This is a genomic window from Jiangella asiatica (assembly GCF_004349065.1).
In the GTDB taxonomy this organism is placed as follows: domain Bacteria; phylum Actinomycetota; class Actinomycetes; order Jiangellales; family Jiangellaceae; genus Jiangella; species Jiangella asiatica.
In genome coordinates this window covers 1-20,959 of the sequence record NZ_SMKZ01000067.1, presented here as the reverse complement: position 1 = coordinate 20,959, position 20,959 = coordinate 1, and the positions used below count along the sequence as shown (strand labels likewise).

At 73.0% G+C, this 20,959-nt stretch carries 17 protein-coding genes; 9 read left to right on the top strand and 8 right to left on the bottom strand.

The window, feature by feature from the left end:
* Positions 1-65 precede the first annotated feature (65 nt).
* The 7 genes from E1269_RS28775 (at position 66) to E1269_RS28745 (ending at position 8,342) form a co-directional block, all read left to right on the top strand.
* The gene (locus E1269_RS28775; RefSeq protein WP_203434171.1) at positions 66-1,703 is read left to right on the top strand and encodes a P-loop NTPase family protein; all 1,638 of its coding nucleotides are present in this window, start codon (positions 66-68) and stop codon (positions 1,701-1,703) included.
* On the top strand, positions 1,700-3,334 hold the full coding sequence (locus E1269_RS28770) for a GTP-binding protein (RefSeq protein ID WP_131901133.1): 1,635 nt from the start codon (positions 1,700-1,702) through the stop codon (positions 3,332-3,334). The genes E1269_RS28775 and E1269_RS28770 overlap by 4 nt, the downstream gene beginning before the upstream one ends.
* Positions 3,335-3,824: 490 nt before the next feature.
* Complete coding sequence (locus E1269_RS28765) at positions 3,825-4,982, top strand: single-stranded DNA-binding protein (RefSeq protein ID WP_131901131.1); 1,158 nt, start codon at positions 3,825-3,827, stop codon at positions 4,980-4,982.
* A gap of 171 nt (positions 4,983-5,153) precedes the next feature.
* A complete protein-coding gene (gene ettA, locus E1269_RS28760) occupies positions 5,154-6,830 on the top strand; it encodes an energy-dependent translational throttle protein EttA (protein ID WP_131901129.1) in 1,677 nt (558 codons plus the stop codon).
* An 11-nt stretch (positions 6,831-6,841) separates the two neighbouring features.
* Positions 6,842-7,297: an acyl-CoA thioesterase gene (locus E1269_RS28755; RefSeq protein ID WP_131901127.1), complete on the top strand. Its 456-nt coding sequence runs from the start codon at positions 6,842-6,844 to the stop codon at positions 7,295-7,297.
* Positions 7,294-7,698 carry an acyl-CoA thioesterase gene (locus E1269_RS28750; RefSeq protein ID WP_131901125.1) on the top strand — a complete coding sequence of 135 codons (405 nt, stop codon included), beginning with the start codon at positions 7,294-7,296 and terminating at the stop codon, positions 7,696-7,698. Before E1269_RS28755 ends, E1269_RS28750 begins: the two co-directional genes overlap by 4 nt.
* On the top strand, positions 7,695-8,342 hold the full coding sequence (locus tag E1269_RS28745; RefSeq protein ID WP_131901123.1) for a DUF8185 domain-containing protein: 648 nt from the start codon (positions 7,695-7,697) through the stop codon (positions 8,340-8,342). Before E1269_RS28750 ends, E1269_RS28745 begins: the two co-directional genes overlap by 4 nt.
* Positions 8,343-8,376: 34 nt before the next feature.
* Here the strand turns inward: E1269_RS28745 and E1269_RS28740 are convergent, their stop codons facing one another.
* Entirely contained in the window at positions 8,377-10,014 is a 1,638-nt protein-coding gene (locus E1269_RS28740) for a glycoside hydrolase family 13 protein (protein WP_131901121.1), read from the bottom strand.
* 235 nt (positions 10,015-10,249) lie between these two features.
* Between E1269_RS28740 and E1269_RS28730 the strand changes: the two genes are divergently transcribed.
* Positions 10,250-10,759, top strand: coding sequence for a mycothiol transferase (locus tag E1269_RS28730; RefSeq protein WP_131901117.1), 510 nt, complete (start codon positions 10,250-10,252; stop codon positions 10,757-10,759).
* Positions 10,760-10,838: 79 nt separating this feature from the next.
* On the opposite strand, the gene E1269_RS28725 is transcribed toward E1269_RS28730, so the two are convergent.
* The 7 genes from E1269_RS28725 to E1269_RS28695 form a co-directional block, all read right to left on the bottom strand.
* The gene (locus E1269_RS28725) at positions 10,839-11,519 is read right to left on the bottom strand and encodes an ABC transporter ATP-binding protein (RefSeq protein WP_131901115.1); all 681 of its coding nucleotides are present in this window, start codon (positions 11,517-11,519) and stop codon (positions 10,839-10,841) included.
* A complete protein-coding gene (locus E1269_RS28720; RefSeq protein ID WP_131901113.1) occupies positions 11,516-12,436 on the bottom strand; it encodes an ABC transporter ATP-binding protein in 921 nt (306 codons plus the stop codon). Before E1269_RS28720 ends, E1269_RS28725 begins: the two co-directional genes overlap by 4 nt.
* The gene (locus E1269_RS32580; protein WP_162606678.1) at positions 12,433-15,096 is read right to left on the bottom strand and encodes an FtsX-like permease family protein; all 2,664 of its coding nucleotides are present in this window, start codon (positions 15,094-15,096) and stop codon (positions 12,433-12,435) included. Before E1269_RS32580 ends, E1269_RS28720 begins: the two co-directional genes overlap by 4 nt.
* Complete coding sequence (locus tag E1269_RS28710; protein WP_131901111.1) at positions 15,093-17,714, bottom strand: FtsX-like permease family protein; 2,622 nt, start codon at positions 17,712-17,714, stop codon at positions 15,093-15,095. The genes E1269_RS32580 and E1269_RS28710 overlap by 4 nt, the downstream gene beginning before the upstream one ends.
* Positions 17,715-17,744: 30 nt before the next feature.
* Positions 17,745-18,131, bottom strand: a complete 387-nt coding sequence (locus E1269_RS28705; RefSeq protein ID WP_239001064.1) for a globin — start codon at positions 18,129-18,131, stop codon at positions 17,745-17,747.
* A 63-nt stretch (positions 18,132-18,194) separates the two neighbouring features.
* Complete coding sequence (locus E1269_RS28700) at positions 18,195-18,782, bottom strand: dihydrofolate reductase family protein (protein WP_131901107.1); 588 nt, start codon at positions 18,780-18,782, stop codon at positions 18,195-18,197.
* A gap of 72 nt (positions 18,783-18,854) precedes the next feature.
* Positions 18,855-19,955, bottom strand: a complete 1,101-nt coding sequence (locus E1269_RS28695) for a sigma-70 family RNA polymerase sigma factor (RefSeq protein WP_203434170.1) — start codon at positions 19,953-19,955, stop codon at positions 18,855-18,857.
* A gap of 349 nt (positions 19,956-20,304) precedes the next feature.
* Between E1269_RS28695 and E1269_RS28690 the strand changes: the two genes are divergently transcribed.
* Entirely contained in the window at positions 20,305-20,730 is a 426-nt protein-coding gene (locus E1269_RS28690) for an OsmC family protein (RefSeq protein WP_131901105.1), read from the top strand.
* The last annotated feature ends 229 nt before the right edge of the window (positions 20,731-20,959 follow it).

Below are 20,959 nucleotides of genomic sequence, written 5' to 3'. Positions count from 1 at the left end.
AGGTGGACACCGCTGAGCTGAGCATTCATCATGCTCTCGCCGCGCTTCGCGGAAGGTTGGCGGGCGTGCAGTATCCGCTCGCTGTCGCCGGGGCCGACGACGCCCGGCGGGTGCGGCGCGAGGTCCTGGCCCAGCTCGACGACTACATCCTGCCGCGCCTGGACCACCTGGACGCGCCGATGCTCGCCGTCGTCGGCGGTTCCACCGGTGCGGGGAAGTCCACACTGGTCAACTCCCTGGTGAGGCGGCGGGTCAGCGACACTGGCGTGCTGCGGCCCACCACCCGCTCGCCGATCCTGGTGCACCACCCCGAGGACGCGGAGTGGTTCGACGAGCTGCGCATCCTGCCCGACCTGCCGCGGGTCGAGATCCACGACCAGGCCGGCGGTGCGCTCCGGCTGGTCGCAGACGACGGGTTGCCGTCCGGCGTCGCGATCCTCGACGCGCCCGACGTCGACTCCGTCGTGACGGAGAACCGCACCCTCGCCGCGCAACTCCTCGCCGCCGCGGACCTGTGGCTCTTCGTCACGACGGCGGCGCGCTACTCCGACGCGGTGCCGTGGGACTTCCTGCGTGCCGCGGCCGCGCGGCAGGCCGCCGTCGCCGTCGTCCTCGACCGGGTCGCGCCGGAGGCCGTCAGCGAAATCCGCAGCCATCTCGCGGCCATGCTGGCCGAGCACGGCCTCGGCGACGCGCCGCTCTTCGTCGTCGAGGAGACCATGCCCGACGACGACGGGTTGCTGCCGGCGCCCGCGGTGGCCGCGGTCCGCGCTTGGCTGGACGGGCTGGCCGCCGACGAGGCCTCCCGGACACAGATCGTGCGGCGCACCCTCGACGGCGCCGTCGACGGCGTCCTGCTCCAGGTCCCCAGCCTGGCCGAGGCAGCCGACCTGCAGGTGGAGACGGTGACCGGGCTGCAGGCCGACGTCGCGCACGTCTACGAGGCGGCCTGCCGGCGCATCGACGAGGCCGCGGCCGACGGCAGCATGCTGCGCGGCGAGGTGCTGGCGCGCTGGCAGGACTTCGTCGGCACCGGCGACTTCCTGCGCTCCCTGGAGGCGCGGGTCGGGCGGGTCCGCGACAAGGTGACGGCGTTCCTGCGCGGCCGCCCACAGCCGGCGGCGGCGGTCGAGGAGGCCATCGAGCACGGCCTGGCCGCCGTCGTCGTCGAGGAGGCCAACCGGGCCGCCGAGCAGGCCGACTCCCGCTGGCGCGAGACCTCCGCCGGCCGGGCACTGCTCGGCGACGACGACCTCACCCGCGCGGCCGACGACGTGCCGGCGCGGGCCGCGGAGATGGTGCGGTCCTGGCAGGACGCGGTGCTGGAGCTGGTGCGAACCGAGGGCGCCAGCCGGCGGTTCAACGCCCGGCTGCTGTCGTTCGGTGTCAATGGCCTGGGGCTGGCGCTGATGATCGTGGTGTTCGCGTCCACGGCCGGCCTCACCGGTGCCGAGGTCGGCGTGGCCGGCGGGACCGCAGCCGTGGGCCAGAAGCTGCTGGAGGCCTTCTTCGGCGACGAGGCGGTGCGGCGGCTTGCGTCGAAGGCCCGGCGCGATCTCTCCGCGAGGGTGTCGGCGCTGCTGGAGTCGGAGTCGGCGCGGTTCACCGACCGGCTGGGTGGGCTGCCCGTCGACGTGGCCGCCGGCACCGTGCTGCGAGCTGCGCGATCCGACGCCGAGCAGGCCCGGGAGCGTGCCGCATGAAGCTGTGGCCACGCCGGGACCGGATCACGCTCCCCGAACGGGTCCAGGCCCTGGAGGCGGCGGTGACCGCCGCGCGGCCGCTCTTGCCTGACGGTCTCGCCGACTCGGTGCAGGCCATGGTCGACCGCGCCGGCGAGCGCCGTCAGCTCTCCGTCGAACACACCGTCGTCGCGCTGGCCGGCGCCACCGGCAGCGGGAAGTCGTCACTGTTCAACCGCATCGCCGGCATGGAGGTCTCCCGGGTCGGCGTTCGTCGGCCGACGACGGCGGACCCGATGGCCTGCGTCTGGGGTACTCAAGGGGTGATACCGCTGCTGGACTGGCTCGATGTGCCGCCGCGGCACCGCGTTGCCCGCGAGAGCGTCCTCGACTCCGGCGAGAGCGACGACCTCGACGGCCTCGTCCTGCTCGACCTGCCCGACCACGACTCCACCCAGCAGGCGCACCGCGACACCGTCGACCGCCTCGTCGAACAGGTCGACCTCTTCGTCTGGGTGCTCGACCCGCAGAAGTACGCCGACGCCGCGCTGCACGAGCGGTACCTGCGGCCCCTGGCGTCGCACCAGGCGGTCACGGTGGTGGTGCTCAACCAGATCGACCGGCTGGCCCGCGGCGACATCGTCGAGTGCGTCACCGACCTGCGCCGCCGCCTCGACGAGGACGGGCTGGACGAGGTGCCCGTGGTGGCGCTGTCGGCGGTGACGGGCGAGGGCGTCGACACCCTGGTCGACCTGATCCGGACCGCCGTTACCAAGCGCCGGGCCGTCGACGAGCGCATCGAGGCCGACCTGCGGATGACGGCGGACGTCGTCGCGTCCGCGGTGGGTGCGGGCTCTCCCGGAAAGATCGACAGGGGCGCACGCGACGCGCTGGCCGCGGCCGTTGCCGACGCCTCCGGGGCGGACGTGGTGGCTGAAGCCGTCGGCCGGTCCTACCTGCGCCGGGCCCGGGCGACGACGGGGTGGCCGGTCACCCGCTGGCTGGGCAAGCTGCGGCGCGACCCACTGGACAAGCTGGGCGTCGCGACGCGCCGGTCAGACGAGGTCGACGCCGGGATCGCCCGCGTCTCACTGCCCGAGCCGACGCCGGTCCAGCGGGCCCGGTCCGACGCGGCGGTGCGGTCGTTCGGCGACACCGCGGCCGGGTCGCTGCCGCTCGTCTGGCGCGACGAGGTGCGGCGGGCCGCCACGGAGGCGGGCAGCCGGCTGCCCGCCGCGCTGGAGAAGGCCGTCACCGCGACCGACTTCGGCATCACCCGGCGGCCACGCTGGTGGCGGCTGTTCAACCTGCTGCAATGGCTCGCACTCCTGACGGCGATGGCCGGCGTGGTGTGGCTGGTCGCGCTCGCGCTGGGTGACTTCCTGCGGTTCGAGGTGGCCACGCCGTGGGTGCTCGGCATCCCGGTGCCGACGCTGCTGCTGGCGGCCGGGGTGGTGCTCGGCGTCTTCCTGGGGCTGGTCGGACTCGCCGCGGCGCGACGCGGTGCTCGTCACCGCGAGGAGTCCATGCGGCGGGCTCTGCGCGAGCTGGTGGCACGCACCGTCGGCGACGTGGTGGTCACGCCGGTGACGGTCTCGCTGGAGCGGTACGGCGCGTTCCGGGCGGCGTTGGAGCGAGCCCGCACGCGGTGATCGTCGCTCCGTCCCACAAATGATCACGTTCAGCACGAAATCTCGTGTCACACCATGCTCGCAATCATGGTGAGGCTCGGGGGATCCTGCTGAACGTGATCGCCGCTGGGACCCGATCACTGTCCTTGGCACACCAGATCACCGCCCGCGCATCGGATGTGTCATGGTTCGTCGCGACAACTTTGCATGCCAAGGCGCAGCACGGCGACAGGCGGCCGGAGGTCTCCTCGAATCATCGGTGCGGGGCGAAGATCGAGTGCCGTGGCTGGAGCTTGACCGGCCCGACGACCACCGGCCGCCGGTGACGCGCGCAAAGCCTGGTGGTGTGCGTGCGGCCGACCGCGTAGCTGGCGGCGCGGCCGCGCTGTCCACAGGCTGGCTCGGGTGGCGGAGGTTGTCCACATTTCGCGGATCCGGCCTTCCAGGAGCGCCTGCGGCGAGGGAACGTCGTCCCGTCAACCCTCACCGGGAACGAGCGTAGGAGACACCCATGAGCGACACCAACGTCACCGTCACCGGCAACGTCGCGAGCGACGTGCAGTCCAAACCCACGCCTGGCGGCGCGCTGACCAGCTTCCGGTTGGCGAGCCAGCGGCGCTTCTACAACCGTCGCACCGGCCGCTGGGTCGACGACGACCCGGCCTTCTACCGGGTCGTCTGCTGGCGATCCCTGGCCGAGAACGTCCGCGACTGCCTCCGCAAGGGCGAACCCGTCGTCGTGCAGGGGCGGCTGAAACTGAAGGACTGGACCGACAGCCAGGGCCACACCCGCACCGACGCCGAGATCGACGCCTGGTCCGTCGGGTACGACCTCATGCGCGGAACGGCCGTGTTCACCCGCAGCCGGCGCCAGGTCACAGTCGAGGACGACGAGGACCCGCTCGACCTCATCCGCTCCCAGCAGCGCGCCAACGCCGCCCAGGACGTCATCGTCGACCCCTCCACCGGCGAGGTCTTCACGGTCAGCCAGCTCCGCGGCGCCGACGAGCGTCCCGGCCACGGTCCTGGCGCCGGCGGCCCGAGCGGCGATTCCCAGCCCGCCGACGACGCCGCTGGACCCGTTCTGGCGGGTGGTGCCGGTCGTGCGATTCGCGGACGCGGCTCCGACGGCCCGGAGCTCGACGGCGACCGTGCCGGAGTAGCCCGGTCACGTGCCGATGGTGGTGCGCTCGGTGGTGACCTGGCCGGGCTCGACGGAGCCCGTGCACGGTTCGCTGCGCCGGGCAACGACGGCGCGGGGCTCGGCCGGGCTGGTGACGGCAGCTCGCCGGGCGAGCCTACCCGTGGTGGAGCGGAGTTCCATTCGGGGTCCGGTAACGGTCACGGGTCCGGTCGCCGCGCCAGCCGTGCCGCCCAGGACGAGCCCGGCGGCGATGAGCGCGGCGCTGATGAGCGCGCCGATGATGAGCCGGGCGGCGATCGGCTGGGCGGCGATGGGCCGGGCGGCGATCGGCTGGGCGGCGGTCGGCCGGGCGGCGACGGGCTGGTGCCGAGCACGGCGGCCGGCGGCGACCGACCCGCACTCGGCGACACGCCCAGTGCAGCCGCGGCCGAACCGCCGCGGCCGGCTCGCGCGCCCCGGACGACCCGCACCACGCGCGCCGGATCGTCCACGCGGGCCAAGCAGCCCAGCGGCGTCACCGGCTGACCCAGTCCCGTCCCGTCCCTTGATCACGTTCCCTCACGGTCCTCAGCGTCCGCGAGGGAACGTGATCAAGGGGCCGGTGCCACAACACCGGTGCCACAACAGCACGACGTCGGCCCGTGCAGGGTAGGTGGTCGTCGGCATGGGTGCTGAGGCCGTAGGCTTGGAGACGTTATGGCGGACTTCATTTACTCCATGCGTAAGGCGCGCAAGGCGCACGGCGACAAGGTCATCCTTGACGACGTCACTCTGTACTTCCTCCCCGGAGCGAAGATCGGTGTCGTCGGGCCGAACGGTGCCGGTAAGTCGAGCATCCTGAAGATCATGGCTGGGCTCGACCAGCCATCGAACGGCGATGCTCAGCTCGCGCCCGGCGCCACGGTGGGCTTCCTGGCGCAGGAGCCGACGCTCAACGAGGACAAGACGGTCCTGGGCAACGTCCAGGAGGGCGTCGCCGAGACCATCGAGATGCTCGAGCGGTTCAACGAGATCGCCGAGAAGATGGCGGTCGACTACTCCGACGAGCTCCTCGAGGAGATGGGCAAGCTGCAGGAGCAGCTCGACCATCGCAACGCGTGGGAGCTGGACTCCCAGCTCGAGCAGGCCATGGACGCGCTGCGCTGCCCGCCGCCGGACGCCGAGGTCAAGGTGCTGTCCGGTGGTGAGCGGCGCCGGGTTGCGCTGTGCCGGCTGTTGCTGCAGCAGCCCGACCTGTTGCTCCTGGACGAGCCGACCAACCACCTGGACGCCGAGAGCGTGCAGTGGCTGGAGCAGCACCTCGAGAAGTACCCCGGCGCCGTCATCGCCGTTACCCACGACCGCTACTTCCTCGACCACGTCGCCCAGTGGATCGCCGAGGTCGACCGCGGCCGCGTCCACGGCTACGAGGGCAACTACACCACGTACCTCGAGACCAAGCAGGCCCGCCTCAAGGTCGAGGGGCAGAAGGACGCCAAGCGGCAGCGCCGGCTGCGCGAGGAGCTGGACTGGGTCCGGTCCAACGCGAAGGGCCGCCAGACCAAGCAGCGCGCCCGCCTCGAGCGCTACGAGGAGATGGCCGCGGAGGCGGAGAAGACCCGCAAGCTGGACTTCGAGGAGATCCAGATCCCGCCGGGTCCCCGCCTGGGCAACTTGGTGGTCGAGGCGCAGAGCGTCACGAAGGGCTTCGGCGACCGCGTCCTCATGCGCGACCTGTCGTTCTCGCTGCCGCGCAACGGCATCGTCGGCATCATCGGCCCGAATGGCGTGGGTAAGACGACGCTGTTCAAGATGATCGTCGGGCAGGAGTCGCCGGACTCCGGCGAGTTCCGCATCGGCGACACCGTCCGGCTGTCCTACGTCGACCAGTCCCGCGCCGGCATCGACCCGAAGAAGAACGTCTGGCAGGTCGTCTCCGACGAGCTCGACCACATCAAGGTCGGCCAGGTCGAGATGCCCAGCCGGGCCTACGTGTCGGCCTTCGGCTTCAAGGGCCCGGACCAGCAGAAGCCGGCCGGCGTGCTGTCCGGCGGTGAGCGCAACCGACTCAACCTGGCGCTCACGCTCAAGCAAGGCGGCAACCTCATCCTGCTGGACGAGCCGACGAACGACCTCGACGTCGAGACGCTGCAGTCGCTGGAGAACGCGCTGCTGGAGTTCCCCGGCTGCGCCGTCATCACGTCGCACGACCGGTGGTTCCTCGACCGCGTCGCCACCCACATCCTGGCGTGGGAGGGCGACGACGAGGACCCGGCCAAGTGGTTCTGGTTCGAGGGCAACTTCGAGAGCTACGAGAAGAACAAGATCGAGCGGCTCGGCGCCGAGGCCGCGCGTCCGCACCGCGTCACCTACCGCAAGCTCAGCCGCGACTGAGGGGCACTCCGGTGCCCAGACACGTCACGCTCGTCCCCCTGCGCTGGGCGGACATGGACGCATACGGCCACGTCAACAACGTCGTCTACCTGCGCTACCTGCAGGAAGCGCGTGTGGACATGCTGTTCGTGCACGCTCCGAAGCAGGGGGCCGAGCAGTTGGCGGAAGGCGTCGTCGTCGCCCGTCACGAGATCAGCTACCAAGCGCAGCTGCGGTTCCGCGGTGAGCCGGTGCGGGTCGAGACGTGGGTGCGGCGGGTCGGCAACTCGTCGTTCGAGCTGGGCTACGAGATCCTGGACGTCGACGACGGTGACCGGACGGTGTACGCGGTCGCCTCGACCACTCTCGTGCCGTACGACCTCGACGACGCCCGCCCCCGCCGCGTCATGGCCGAGGAGCGGTCGGTCCTGGAGTCCTTCTTCGAGCCGGAAGGCCCGGTGCCGGGCAAGGGGAAGGCGACCGCATGAAGCACGTTTACGAGTGCTCCGTGCGGTTCGACGACCTCGACGCGTTCGGCCACGTCAACAACGTGACGTTCGCCGAGTACCTGCAGGAGGCACGGGTCGACTTCGCGCACCGGCAGCTGGTTACGGGGAACGCGCCGCACGAGGGTGTGGTCGTCGTCCACCAGAGCATCGACTACCTCGCGCCGGTCCCGTTCCGTACCGAGCCGCTGCAGGTGCACGTGTGGATCACCCGCATCGGCACGTCGTCGTTCGACCTCGCCTACGAGGTCAGCGACACCTCGATGCTGTTCGCGCGGGCCACCGGTGTGCTGGTCGCCTACGACGTCAAGGCAGACCGGCCGCGTCCGGTCAGCCCGGCCGAGCGCGAGGTCCTCGAACGCTACCTCGAGCCGGCGCCGTGACCTCGTTCGTCCCGGCGCACCCGAGCGCGGCCGCCGATCTCGCCACCTTCGCCCGCCGGGTCGCGAAGTTCGAGGCCGACGCGGTCGTGCGGATCGTCGCGTACGGTCCGGTCGCCGGCTGCTTCGCCGAGACGCCCTTCGACGCGCTCGCCCTGCGGGCCGTCGCCCTCGCCGAGCCCGCCGAGTTCGACGTCGTCGTCGAGGCCGGGACTCTCGCCGCGCGTGCGGTCGGCACCGCGGGGGAGTTCGAGCTGCCGCCGGCGCTGCCCGCGCTGCGCTGGGCCAGCAGTCTGCCGCCACGCAGCGGGTGGACCGAGCTCGCCCGCCTGAAGCTCGTCGACGTCGTCGCCGATGTCGACCGCGGCGTCGAGGAGTTCCGTGAGCGCGCGGCCGGCGTCGCCGACGGCAAGTCGCTGCGGGCCGGCCGGGCCGCGCTGGAAGGGCTGGCGACGGAGATCTGGGACCGTGAGCTCGCGTCCGGCGTGCCGCTCCGGCTCGCCCACGCCGCCGGGTCCTACGGCTTCCTCGGCGGCCCCGACGACGCCGGGGAGGTGGTCCTGCGCGCCGTCGGCGCGTGGTGGCGCCTCGACGCACCCAACGGCACCATGCTCGCCCGCACCGGCCTGGCGCTGTTCGCCCTCTGACCACTCACGTCGAGCTCCTGGCGGGTCAGAATGATCAGAGTGCCAGCCAGGCCGCGGTGTCCGTTGGGAGGTGTCCGTCGGCGTCGAGCGGCCCGCTGGCAAGCAGCACTTCCCGATGCGCCGGCAGCGCGACCGGCGCCGCACCGAGGTTGACCACGCAGGCGAACCCGGTGCCGCGCTGGAACGCCACGACATCGGCGCCGGCGTCGACCCAGCTCAGCGGCTCGACGGACGGGATGGAGCGGCGCAGCCGCAGTGCGGTGCGATACAGCGTGAGCATCGAGCCGTCGTCGGCCGACGACGCCTGCACCGACAGGGCGCCCCAACCGGCCGGTTGCGGCAGCCACGACCCGCCCGACCCGAACCCGGACGACGGGCCGTCGACGGTCCACGGCAGCGGGACCCGGCAGCCGTCACGGCCGCGCTCGGTGTGACCGGAACGCTCCCACACCGGGTCCTGCAGCGACTCCACGGGCAGGTCGAGCACCTCCGGCAGCCCCAGCTCCTGGCCCTGGTAGACGTAGGCGCCGCCGGGCAGCGCCAGCATGAGCAGGGCGGCCGCGCGGGCCCGGTGCAGGCCGAGCTCCAGGTCGGCGGGACCGGTGGCGACGCGCGCGGCGCCGGTGCCGGCACCGGTGGTCTCGCGGCCGTACCGGGTGACGACCCGCTCGACGTCGTGGTTCTCCAGCACCCAGGTCGCGGGCGCGCCGACCGAGGCGAGCACGGTGATCGAGCTGTCGATCGATCGGCGCAGGTCGGCGGCGGACCACGCGGACTTCAGGTACTCGAAGTTGAACGCGCTGTGCAGCTCGTCGTCGCGCAGGTACCGGGCCAGCCGCTCGGCCGGCTCGACCCATGCCTCGGCGACGTAGAGCTTCGGCGGGTCGTAGGAGTCGGCGACCTCGCGCCAGCCGCGGTAGATGTCGTGGACGCCGTCGCGGTCGAAGAACGGGTGGTCGGCGATGCTCGGCCGATCGAGCAGGCCCGAGTCCTCATAGGGCAGGTCCGGCCCGGCCATGTTCTTGACCATGCCGTGCGCGACGTCGATGCGGAACCCGTCGACGCCCAAGTCGAACCAGAACCGCAGGATGTCGAGGAACTCCGCCCTGACCTCAGGGTTCTCCCAGTCGAAGTCCGGCTGCGACACGTCGAAGATGTGGAAGTACCACTGCCCGGGGGTGCCGTCGGGCTCGGTGACCCGCTCCCACGCCGGCCCGCCGAAGACGCTGCGCCAGTTGTTCGGCGGCTCGCTGCCGTCCGGGCCGACGCCGTCGCGGAAGATGTAGCGCGCCCGCTCCGGCGAGCCGGGTCCGGCGGCCAGCGCCTCCTTGAACCAGGCGTGATCCGACGAGCTGTGGTTGGGCACGATGTCGAGCAGGATCTTCAGGCCGAGCCCGTGCGCCTCGTCCAGCAGCGACTTCGCCTGCGCGAGGTCGCCGAACCGCGGGTCGATGTCGCGGAAGTCGGCGACGTCGTAGCCGCCGTCGTTGAGCGGCGACGGGTACCACGGGTTGATCCACAGCGCCTCGACACCGAGGTCGCGGAGGTAGGGAAGCCGGTCGCGGAGGCCGGCGATGTCACCCTCGCCGTCGCCGTTGCCGTCTGCGAAGGACCGGATGTAGACCTGGTAGATGATCGCGTCTCTCCACCAGTCACGGGAAGCCTGAGTCACGGAACACCACACTAAGGCAGGCCGCCGACCAACCGCGAAGCACGCGGTCGGGCCCGCCGCGCCGGCCGGATGAGCACCTCGCTTCCGATGGGGGCGAATCCAGCCGCGAGGAACGCGCGCAGCGACCGCGGCCGCCGAACCCGTCCGGCCGCGGCCTCGGTCAGGAACCGAGCAGCGAGTGTGTTGTCATGGCAGGACGCCAACCATCAACCGATTCCTGAGGAGTGGCACCCACGTGAAAGCCTCTGAGGTCCTCGTCGACGGTTTCGGACGAGTCCGCGAGAGTGTGCACGCCGTGGTCGACGGGTTGACGCCGGAGCAGCTGGCGTTCCGTGTCGACGACGGCGCCAACTCCATCGCCTGGCTGGTGTGGCACCTGACCCGCGTCCAGGACGACCACGTGGCCGAGGTGGCCGGCCGTGAGCAGGTGTGGACCGCGGAGAAGTGGGTCGACCGCTTCGGGCTGCCGTTCCCGCCGCGCGCCACCGGCTTCGGGCAGCGCAGCGCGGACGTCGCCGCCGTGACGGTGTCCGACCCGGCGTTGCTGACCGGCTACCACGACGCGGTGCACGAAGCCACCGTCGCCTATGTCCGCCAGCTCGGCGACGACGACCTCGACGCGATCGTCGACGAGCGCTGGGACCCGCCGGTGACCCTCGGCGTCCGGCTGGTCAGCGTGATCAACGACGACGCCCAGCACGTCGGCCAGGCGGCGTTCGTGCGCGGCACCGTCCGCCGCCGCTGACGCCGCCCATCACCAGGATCACCCGTGCATCACGAGGCTTGTGAGCATGGTGTGACACGAGATCTCGTGCTGAACGTGATCATTCGGGGACGGTGATGCGGCCGTCGTGCAGGTGGAGGACGCGGTCGGCGTAGGACACCAGCGTCTGGTCGTGGGTGGCCACCAAGGCGGCGCTACCGGACTCGTGCACCAGGTCGCGGAGCAGGCCGATCACCGTCCGGCCGGTCTCGGAGTCCAGCTGGCCGGTGGGCTCGTCGGCGAGCAGCAGCGCCGGCTTCGCGGCCAGGGCTCGCGCGATCGCCACCCGCTGCTGTTGCCCGCCGGACAGCTCGGCGGGTCGCTGCTCGGCGTGCCCGTCCAACGCGACCGCCCGGAGCAGCTCATCGACCCGCTCCTCCCGCTCCGCCGACGCCGTCCGGAGCATCCGCAGCGGCACGCCGACGTTCTCGCGGGCGGACAGGTAGGGCAGCAGCCCGAACGACTGGAACACGAAGCCGATCCACTCGCGGCGCAGCCGCAGCAGGCCGGCGTCGTCAAGGGCGGCGAGCTTGTTGCCGTCGACGACCACCTCGCCGCCGTCCGGCCGGTCCAGGCCGCCGATCAGGTTGAGCAGCGTCGTCTTGCCCGAACCGGACCGCCCGACCAGGGCGACCAGCTCGCCCGCCTCGACGTGCAGGGTGACGCCGCGCAGCGCCCGGACGGTGTCGGTGCCGCGGCGGAACGTCCGCACCACCTCGTCGACGGTGACCAGCGGACTCATCGGGCCTCCTCCTCGCCGCCGGGCTCACCAGAGCCCGAGACCGGCCCGCCGGCGCCGGGCCAGACCCCGACGTGGTCCGGTTCCAGCTCCAGCCGCACCCGGTCCCGCAGCCCCAGCGTCGACACGAACTCGCGCGGCAGTTGGACCCGGCCGGCACGGTCGAGGACGGCGTACTCCTCGGCGACGATGCGTTCGTGTCCCTCGGCCGTGAGCTCGGTGCGGCGCAGGGTCTCGCTGGCGGTGCGCCCGTCGCGGATGGCGACGGTGCGGTCGACGTGCTCGGCCACCTCGGGGTCGTGGGTGACGATGACGATGGTGGTGCCGAGCTCGTCGTTGGTGCGGCGCAGCGCGGCGAAGACCTCGTCGGCGGTGGTGGAGTCCAGCTCGCCGGTGGGCTCGTCGGCGAAGAGCACCTGCGGCCGGTTCGCGACGGCGACGGCGATGGCACAGCGCTGCTGCTCACCGCCGGACATCTCGGCCGGCCGGTGGTCGCGGCAGTGGTCGATGTCCAGGAGCGTCAGCAGCTCGGCGGCCCGCTCGGTCCGTTCCCGCCGCGGCACACCGCTGATGAGCAGCGGCAACGCGACGTTCTCCGCCGCGGACAGGAATGGCATCAGCCCGTGCGACGCCTGCTGCCAGACGAACCCGGCGACGTCGCGGCGGTACTCCGCGCGCCGGCGTCCGGACAGCTCGAGCAGGTCGTAACCGGCGACACTGGCACGACCCGCCGTCGGCACGTCGTTGCCGGAGAGGATGTTCAGCAGCGTCGACTTGCCCGAGCCGGACGCGCCGACGATGGCCAGCAGGTCGCCCGGCTCCACCAGCAGGTCCAGGCCCTGCAGCGCGACTACCTCGACGCCCTCGGTCTGGTAGATGCGCACGAGGTTGTCGCACACGATGCTGGGTTCTGTGGTCATGTCGGTTCTCCCGCTCGCAGGACGGAGCCGAGCCGGGCCCGCCGCCCGACGACGACGGAGACGGCCACGGCGACCAGCACGGCCGCCAGGACCGCCGCGGCGGCCACCACCGCGGACGGCAGGTCCGGCACGGTCGCGGTGCCGCCCACCAGCACGCCGGACAGCGCGGGCAGGTCGACGGCGCCGGCGGTGACCAGGCCGGTCGCGGTGCCCACGCCGATGCCGGCGACGGCGGCAAGCACACAGATCGGCACCACGTCGGACGCGGTCAGCACGGCGGACTGGCGCGCCGTCAGGCCCAGCGTCCGCAAGATCGACAGCCCGTGCTGCCGCCCGCGGTCGCCGACGGCGAGCGCCAACACGGCGGCCGCCGCGGCCAGGACCGCGCTGGCAGCGGTGACGACCTGGAACACGTCCAGCACCGTATCGAGGACGACGTCGCTGCTGCTGGTGGCGAGGACGTCGGTGCGCAGCGTCACCTCGGACGGGTCGACTCCGAGCGCGGCGGCCACCTGGTCGTCGTCGACGTCGCCGGCCACGTAGATGACGTCGGGCCAGGGCGGCAGCGCGGCGGCCACCTGGTCCAGCGGTACGACGAGCGCGATGCCCTGGTCGGTGCCGGGGACGTCGCCGGTGGACTCGGCCACCTCGACGGTGGTCGTGGCGTCGCCGATGGTGACTTCGAGCTGGTCGCCGACGTCGACGACGTCGATGTTGCCGGTGATCAGGGCGGCCGGCGCACCGGAGGCGGTCGGCCCGGTCAGGGCCGCGAGCGCCGCCGGCAGCTCCGGCGCCCCGCTCGTCACCGCCTGCCACGCGTCGATGTCGACCGCCAGCACGTCCACGCCGGCGCTGCGGCCGTTGTCGAGGTTGACCGGCCGCTGGTTCGTGAACAGGTACCCGGCGGCGACGGCGTCGGCGCCGGGCAGCGACTCCACGACGCCGGAGTCGACCCGGATGACGTCGGAGCGGATCAGTGCGTCGGCGCCGACGGACTCCCACGACGACACCTCGCGCGCCCGTTCCACGCTGGCCTGGACGGTGCCGCCGAACGCGGCCACGCCGATGGCCACCAGGAGCGCGATCACCGGCAGGACCGCGTGGCCCGGGGTGCGCGCGGTGCGGGCGAGGGCCAGGAACGGGGTGAGCGTGCGGGCCCGGCGCAGCGGCGGCAGCACCGCCCGGACCAGGTGCGGCAGCGCCCGGAAGATGACCAGGCCGGTGGCGCCGGCGACGAGGATCGGCGCCAGCGACACCACCGGGTCGATCCCGGCGCCGGGCTGCCGGGTGCCGGCCAGCCATAGGCCGAGCCCGGCCAGCGCGACCGCCGCGGCCTCCAGCACCAGCCGGCGCGGCGACGGACGGACGGCGGCGACGTCGGGCCGCGCGTCGATGCCCGCGGCGTTCGAACGAGCCCGCAGCGCCATGACCGGCACCGCGGCGACGGCGACGAGCACCAGCCCGGCGGCCAGCGCCGGACCCGCCCAGCCACCTGGCCCGTCGACGGCGACGGTGGCCGCGGCGGCGCCGACGACAGCCGGCGGGACGGCCACGACGGCGGCGTCCAGCGCGAGCAGCCGGGCCAGCCGGCCGTCGGCGGCGCCCCGGGTCCGGGCCAGCGCGACCTCGTCCGCCCGCCGCTCTGCCAGCAGCCGCGACGACAGCAGCACCAGGGCCCCGCACAGCGCCGCGAACGAGACGATGCCGAACCCGACGACGCCCTCGGCCGCCGCCCGCTGCGCCGGGTAGGCCTCCAGTGTGGTGATGAGGCCGCTGGACCACATGCCGCCGCCTGCGAGCTGGCGCAGCTCGGCCGTGACCCGGTCGAGGATCGCCGAGGTCAGGGCATCAGCTTCGAGCGGGACGTGCCACTCGGTGTCGAACCTGTCCGCGGTGGCCGCCGCCCAGGTGGCGACCAGCGTGGGGTCGGTGAGCACGGTCCCGGTGGTGATGCGCGGCTCCGAACCGGGCACGCCGAGGTCGGGGACGAGCGCGGTGCGCGCGTCGGCCCACAACGGGTCGTCCGGGTCGAGCGGCTCGATGACGCCGGTGACGCGCAGGCCGGGGACCGCGCCGGGCTCGACCGGCGCCAGATCGTCGGCGGCCCCGGCTCGTTCGAACGCCAGGGTGTCGCCGACCTCGAGCCGCAGTGCCTCGGCCACCTCGGCCGTCACCACCGCGTCAACCAGGCTGGCGTCGCCGCCGGGCCCCGGAGCGGACGTGACGGTGGCCGGGAGCTCGCCGTCGACCACGCGCACCCGGCCGGCGAGGTCGTCGGGCGCCCGGACGTTGACCATCCGCGGGCGCTGGCCGTCGTCGACCTGCGCGCCGTTCTGCGTCACGAAGCCCCGCGCGCCGGTGCTGGTGGACCAGCGCCCTTCGCCCAGCAGCGAGCGCAGATCCGCGCTGGCGCCGCTGTCGAGCAGGCTGAGCTCGCGGTCGAAGTCGGCCGGCTGCACCTGACGGGCGTCCCTGGCCGACAGCTGTGCGGCCGGTCCGGCGGCGGTGACGGTGCCGCGCAGGGTGTCGTCGAGTCGCTCGCCGACCCAGCGCGGCGCGGCGGCGCCGAGGAACGCCCCGACGCCCACGACGACGGCGAGCAGCACCGCCGCGCCCCGGTGGGTGGTCAGCGCGCGGCGCACCAGCAGCCAGACGCTCACGTCCCCTCCCTCAGCACGGCGGCGGCGTCGATATGCCGGGTCAGCGCGATCTGGACGGCGACGAGCACCGCGGCGAGCACGACGATGGCGCAACCCAGCAGCGCGACGACCGGCCACGGGACCGACAGCCGCAGCGGCGGCACCTCCGGGAGCCCGGTGAGGCCGGCGACGGCGTGCGGCACCACCAGCCAGGCGACCACGAGCCCGAGTCCGAGCCCGGCCAGCGTGGCGAAGCCCAGCAGCACGGTGTGCTCGACGGTGACCGAGCCGGCGACGCTGCGGCGTCCCAGCCCGATGGCCCTCAGCAGGGCGTACTCGGCGGAGCGTGACTGGAACGACGTCACCGAGTGCACCACGACGCCGATGACCACGAACACCGCGGTGAACGCGAGTCCAGCGGTCAGCCCGGTCATGATGCCCGCCGACGACGGGTCGTCCTCGGCGTCCGCGAGAGCCTGCGCGTGCGTGGTGACGTCGTCGACTGCGGTCAGCTCACGTGCCGCGGTGGCCGCGGCGGCGCCGTCGTCGACGGTGGACAGCCACCACTCGGCGCCGGCGGGCAGCCCGAGCCGGGTGGACAGCGCTTCGGCGTCGGCGAGGACGGCGGCGGCCCGGGTCGACCCGGGTACGGTGTCGACGAGGCCGGCGACGAGCACCGGCACCGGCTGTCCGCCGCCGAGGTCGAGCGTGGCCTCGTCGCCGCTGCTTAGCCCGAGAGCCTCGGCGAAACCGCTCGTGACCAGGACCGGCAGGGCGCCGCGGGCCTCGCCGTGGAGGGCGGACAGGCGGTCGGTCTCGCCCCAGCGCACCACGGACGGTGCCGCCTCGAGATCGACACCGACGACGTCGACGGTGAGCTCGCCGTCGCGGTAGCCGCCGCGCACGACCGGCATCGCCGCCTCGACTCCGGGCAGTCCGAGCAGCTCGTCCCGCGTCTCGTCCTGCGAGCCGGCGGCCGGCACGGCGGTGTCGACCACGACCCGCACGTCGGCCGGCTCGGCGAGGTCGACGGCGTCGCCGCGGAACGCCGCCCAGGTGGACTGCGTGGTCGCGGAGAACACCGACACGGTGATGGCGAGGACGACGAGGACGCCGGCCGCGACGTGCCGGGCGGTGCGCCGGGCGGTCTCCTGGGCGCCGAGCATGGCCGCGATGCCGGGCCGGGCCGTGGTCAGGGAGGCAACGGCGCGAGCCACCCACGGCAGCGCCCTGATCAGCACGACGGTGCCTGCCACGACCACCAGGGCCGGCGCGACCGTCACCACGACCTCGCCGGCCTCGCCGGGCGGCCGGCGCAGCTGTTGCAGGGCGATCATGCCCAGGACCAGCAGCGCCAGGTCCAGTCCGGCCCGCTGCGCCGCCGCGCGCCGTGGCCGGGCTGTCTCGGCCGCCACCCCGCTGACCGACCGGCCCGACCGCAGGTCGACGGCGACCATGAGCACCAGCCAGCCGGCGGCGACGGCTGCCGCCACGATCCAGCCGGCCGCGGCCGTCGGGGTGCCTTCGACCTCCTCCCGCAGCGGCCGCAGGACCAGCCGCGCCAGCGGGGGAGCGGCGAGCGCCACCAGGGCCGCCGGGACGAGCACGCCCGTCGCCGACCAACGCAGCATCGGGCCGGTCCGGGCACCGCGGGCCCGCAGCAGCGCGCTGGCTGGTGCCCGGCGACCGGCCACCAGCCGGGCGGTGAACAGCAGCGCCCAGCCACTGAGCACGGCCAGCATGACCACGACGACCAGCAGCAACGCCCGGGTGGCCGCGGCGGCGTCGCGGGCTCGCTCGACCAGCTCGGCGACCGCGCCGTCGACGGACACCTGCTGGCCGGCCTCGGTCGCGCGCAGGTCGGACAGCCGGCCGCGCAGCTCCCGCACGGCCGCTGCGGCGTCGACGGCGGTGTCGAGGGTGACGGCGTCGCGGTCCAGGGCCAGCTGCCAGGCCGCGGAGGCGGTGTCGGGGGCGAGCCGGCCGGCGAAGTCGTCGCGCTCGGCCAGGACGGGGCCGACGACGGTGAACCCGCCGCTCGGCGCCGGCCGGACCCCCGCGCCGTAACCGCGCCACACCGGATCGGCGGCATCGGCCGGGACGTACGCGCCGACCACCGTCACCGGGACGGGGGTGTCGTCACCGGTGAGAGGGTGCAGCTCCAGGATGTCGCCGACCGCGATGCGCAGCGTGTCCAGTGCGGCGCGGTGCACCGCCGCCTCGACCACCGGCGCGCCGTCGGCCGGCCACCGTCCGTCGGTCAGCTCCGCCCGGGTGTCGGCGCCCTCGACGTAGGAGACCGCGAGCCGGTGGTCGTCGGGCATGCCGGGCGCGGAGTACGCGGCGCTGGCGGCAGAGGCGACGACCGAGGCGACGACGCCGGACTCCGTCGCGACCGCGCGCACCCGTTCGTCCAGGCCGAGCCACTCCTCGTCCATGCCGGTGGACGCGGTCAGCTCGCTCTCGTCGGTGTCGGCGCCGGCGAGCGTGCGCTCAAGGGCGCTCTGCGCGACGCCGGGCGCCAGCACAGTCGCCGACACCAGAAGCACCGCGGTGACGAGCGCGGTGAGCGTGGCCGTCAGCAGGACGCCGACGTGCCGAGCGGCACGCCGGCGCACGAGGCGGGCGTTTCCGAGCAACGGGACCCTTTCCGGGCGGGTCCGTAGACCTTACTCGAAGGTATTGACCATGGAGTATGCCGCGCGTTCCAGGTAATCCCAGAGAGTGGCCCGGTAGACCGGCGGCAGGTCGAGCTCGTCGACGGCGACCTTCATGTGGTGCAGCCAGCGGTCGCGGGCGGCCGGGTTGACCGCGAACGGCGTGTGGCGCATCCGCAGCCGTGGGTGGCCGCGCTGATCGGAGTACGTGGTCGGACCGCCCCAGTACTGCTCCAGGAACATGAGCAGGCGTTGCTCGGCCGGCCCGAGGTCATCCTCGGGATACATCGGGCGGAGCAGGGGGTCGTCGGCGACGCCCTCGTAGAAGCGGTGCACGAGGCGCGCGAACGTCTCGTGCCCGCCGACGGCGTCGTAGAAGTTGTCCAGGCGCGTGGTCACGCCCTCCATAGTCGTCGTGCCGGGTGGTCTCGTGCAAAGTGGTTCTTCGGCCGGGCGTCGCGCTCAGTCGGCGTGACGTGCGTCGTAGCGCAGCAGCGCGAGCTGCGAGGCGCCCAGCCGCCGCGCCTCCAGCAGCCGCAGCGCGGCGCGCGGCTGGCCCTCGAACACCGGGACACCGGCACCGAGCAGGGCGGAGCCGACCAGCAGGTGCAGCTCGTCGACCAGGCCGGCGGCGAGCAGGTCGTTCCACAGCAGGTGGCTGCCGAAGACGAGGATCTCGCCGCCGTCGCCGCTCTTGAGCTGCTTCACCTGGGCGTGGGCGTCCGCGCGCCGGACGATGCGGGTGTTGGTCCACGGCGCCGTGTGCTCCGGCGTCAGCGTGTCGGAGACCACGACCTTCTCCGTCGCCGTCATCTGGCGCGAGATCTCCCGCTCGACCGGCCGCACGGTGTCGTCGTCGGCGATCTGTGGCCAGAAGCCCTTGAAGCCCTCGAACGAGCGGCGGCCGAGCAGCACGGTGTCCGCGGCCTGCAGCCGCTCGGCGTTGTAGTCGTCGAAGGTCTCGTCGAACGGCATGACCATGATGTCGTCGCCGGGTCCGGCGTATCGCCCGTCAGGTGTGACGATGTTGGTGACGACGAGAGTGCGCATCGGTGTCTCCTCCGGTCGCGGCGTGCGCGGATCGCACGCGTCATCAGATCAGAGACAGCCGGCCCGGCGGATTCATCGCTCGCGTCCGGATTTCTCGGCGGGGAGTTCGTGCGGCAGGCCGAACCGGGGGTACAGCTCGGGGTCCAGGAAGCTGGCGAGCTCGGTGATCCGGCCGTCGCGGACGCTCAGCACGAGGATCGCGCCGATGAGGAAACGCCCGTCGGGCTGCTGCTGATAACTGGCGAGGGCCGGCTGCCCGTTGACGGTGCCGGGCTGCTCGCCGGGAGCGGCGGGTTTGGTGCCGACGGTGGCGGGCGCCTTGGCGACGGCGATCGGGACCAGGCGCCAGGCGATGGCGAACACCCGCTCGGCCAGGAACCGGGTGACGTCGTCGCGGCCGTCGAACCAGGCCGGCAGCGGCGGCATGGTGAACCGGACGTCGTCGGCGAGCAGCGCGACGACGGCGTCGACGTCGGCCCGCTCCCAGGCGGTCACCAACGCGTCGACCAAATCGCGCTGGCCGCCCGGCCCGAGCGTTGCCAGCTCGGCCTGCTGGCTGCGCGCCGGCATCCGGTCGGCGGCTCCCTTGCGGGCCCGCTGTAGTGCGCTGTTGACCGCGGCCGGCGTGGTGTCCAGCAGCGCCGCGACGTCGGCCGCGGAGTACTCCAGCACCTCGCGCAGGATCAGCACGGCACGCTGGAAGGCGGGCAGGTGCTGCAGCGCCGCGACGAATGCCAGCTCCACGCTCTCGCGCCGCTCGTAGCTGGCCGCCGGTCCGGCCTCGTCGGAGGCGATGTCGTCGGGCCACGGCTCGAGCCAGACCGGCCCCAGGACCGGCTCGCCCAGGTCGGCGGTGTCGTGGCGGGGCGGGCCGTGGTCGGGCGAGCGCAGCCGCTTGGGCCGTTTGGTGTCGAGGCGCAGGCAGGCGTTGGTGCAGATGCGGTACAGCCACGTGCGCAGCGAGCTGCGCCCCTCGAACCGCGGTATCGCCCGCCACACGCTCAGCAGCGACTCCTGCACCGCGTCCTCGGCGTCGTGGAACGAGCCGAGCATCCGGTAGCAGTGCGCGGTCAGCTCGCGCCGATACGCCGCGACCAGCCGCTCGAACGCCGCCTGGTCACCTCGCCGCGCGGCGTCGAGCAGCTCCAGCTCGTCCGCGACAAACTGATCCACCCACCAGAGCCTACGACCTGCTCCGAATGATCACGTTCAGCACGAAATCTCGTGTCGCACCATGATCGCAGGCATGGTGTGCGCGGGAAATCCTCGTGGCGCGGTGGGCCGCCCGTCACCATCGCCGCACCCGAGTCGTGCTGAGTCGAGCCGCGCCGGTGCGGGCGGGACAGCCAGCGACGGCAGCTCACCCGTTGGTCCGGTCGCCGGCCGGGGCGATCAACCGACGCTCGGTGATGGACGCATGCGTCCACGAGGTGACCACGGCGGGGTGGCCCGACCGCGCCGGATCGCGCGCGAGAGGATAGATGCGGTCTTGGAAACGTTTCGCACACGAGAGGACAACTCAATGGCTACGACCCGCACCGCCACCACGCACTGGGAGGGCTCGCTGTTCGAAGGCGCCGGACGAGTCACGCTCAAGTCGTCGGGCCTCGGCACCTACGACGTCAGCTGGCCGGCCCGCACGGAGGCGCCCAACGGGATGACCTCGCCGGAGGAGCTGATCGCGGCCGCGCACTCGTCCTGCTTCTCGATGGCGTTCTCGAACGGCCTGGCCAAGGCCGGCACCCCGCCGACCTCGCTGGACACTTCCGCCGACGTGACGTTCCAGCCGGGCGAGGGCATCACCGGCGTCAAGATCACCGTCCGCGGCGTCGTCCCGGGCATGTCGACCGAGGACTTCGTTGCCGCGGCCGAGGACGCGAAGGCCAACTGCCCGGTGAGCAAGGCGCTGACCGGCACCACCATCACTCTGGACGCGGCCCTGGCCTGAGGCCGCCGCTGCGCAGGCCAGAACCGCGCGTGGTGCCCAAAATGATCACGTTCAGCAGGATCACCCGAGTCACACCATGATTGCGAGCATGGTGTGACACGAGATCTCGTGCTGAACGTGATCATTTCGGGGTGCCGCGCACGGTTCTGGCCCGCGAGGTGTGCTGCTGCTCTGGCTCAGCCTTCGGTGGACGATGGCGGAGGGGCCATCGGCGGTGGTGGGGCGGTGG